This is a genomic window from Alcanivorax quisquiliarum, from assembly GCF_023051175.1.
GTDB classification, from domain to species: domain Bacteria; phylum Pseudomonadota; class Gammaproteobacteria; order Pseudomonadales; family Alcanivoracaceae; genus Isoalcanivorax; species Isoalcanivorax quisquiliarum.
Genome location: NZ_JALKII010000029.1, coordinates 1 through 1,589 on the forward strand (window position 1 = coordinate 1; position 1,589 = coordinate 1,589).

Below are 1,589 nucleotides of genomic sequence, written 5' to 3' on the forward strand. Positions count from 1 at the left end.
GCCACCCTTTTAGAAAAACTGAACATTAAATTGGGAGTTGAAGATCGTGAGAAAGATGGAAAACAATTGTTGAAAGTTGTAAGGAGGTCTTGGCTTCCAGCTGGTGAAGCTTTACTTCAGATGATAGCAATTCATCTACCATCCCCTGTTGTTGCCCAGAAGTATAGGATGGAAATGTTATATGAAGGGCCTCACGATGATGAAGCTGCTATTGGTATTAAGACTTGTGATCCTAATGCTCCACTTATGATGTATATTTCAAAAATGGTACCCACCTCTGACAAAGGCCGTTTCTATGCTTTTGGACGTGTATTTTCTGGAAAAGTTTCAACAGGTATGAAGGCTAGAATCATGGGACCAAACTTTACCCCTGGAAAGAAAGAAGATTTGTATGAAAAAGCTATCCAAGAACCATTTTGATGATGGGGCGTTATGTTGAAGCAATTGAAGATGTTCCCAGTGGAAACATTTGTGGTTTGGTTGGTGTTGATCAATTTTTAGTAAAAACTGGAACAATTACAACCTTTAAGGATGCACATAACATGAGAGTCATGAAATTCAGCGTTTCACCAGTCGTGCGAGTAGCTGTAGAACCTAAAAACCCAGCAGATTTACCCAAGCTTGTTGAAGGATTCAAACGTTTAGCAAAATCAGATCCTATGGTACAATGTATTATTGAAGAATCTGGTGAACATATCATTGCTGGAGCTGGAGAACTTCATCTTGAAATCTGTCTGAAAGATCTTGAAGAAGATCATGCCTGCATTCCTCTAAAGAAATCTGATCCCGTTGTTTCATACAGAGAAACAGTTTCAGAAGAGAGTAACCAAATGTGTCTGTCCAAATCACCTAACAAACATAATCGTCTGTTTATGAAAGCTTGTCCTATGCCAGATGGTTTACCTGAAGATATTGACAAAGGTGATGTCAATCCACGTGATGACTTCAAAATCAGAGCCAGATATTTAGCCGAGAAATACGAATATGATGTGTCTGAGGCAAGGAAAATTTGGGCATTTGGACCTGATGGGTCAGGACCTAATCTACTGATGGACTGCACTAAGGGAGTACAATACTTGAATGAAATCAAGGATAGTGTTGTTGCTGGATTCCAATGGGCTACAAAGGAGGGAGTTTTGGCTGAAGAAAACATGCGAGGTGTGAGGTTCAACATTTATGATGTTACTCTTCATGCTGATGCTATTCACAGAGGAGGTGGCCAGATCATTCCAACAGCCCGGCGATGCCTTTATGCTTGCATCCTTACAGCCAGTCCCAGATTGATGGAACCTGTATACCTGTGTGAAATCCAATGTCCTGAAGTTGCTGTTGGAGGTATTTATGGTGTTCTTAATAGAAGAAGAGGCCATGTTTTTGAGGAAATGCAAGTTGCTGGAACCCCCATGTTTGTCGTTAAAGCTTATTTGCCAGTAAATGAATCATTTGGCTTCACTGCTGACTTGAGAAGTAATACTGGTGGACAGGCTTTCCCTCAATGTGTCTTCGATCATTGGCAGGTCTTGCCAGGAGACCCACTCGACACCAACACCAAGCCATTCAACATAGTTCAAGACACCAGGAAAAGAAAG

At 41.0% G+C, this 1,589-nt stretch carries 2 protein-coding genes; both read left to right on the plus strand.

What is annotated here, in order from left to right:
* On the plus strand, positions 1 to 420 hold a 420-nt coding region (locus MU846_RS14840; RefSeq protein WP_246953978.1), incomplete at its 5' end, for an elongation factor 2 family protein.
* Positions 420 to 1,589: elongation factor 2 family protein (locus tag MU846_RS14845; protein ID WP_246953980.1), on the plus strand; the 1,170-nt coding region annotated here is incomplete at its 3' end. The genes MU846_RS14840 and MU846_RS14845, both read left to right, overlap by 1 nt.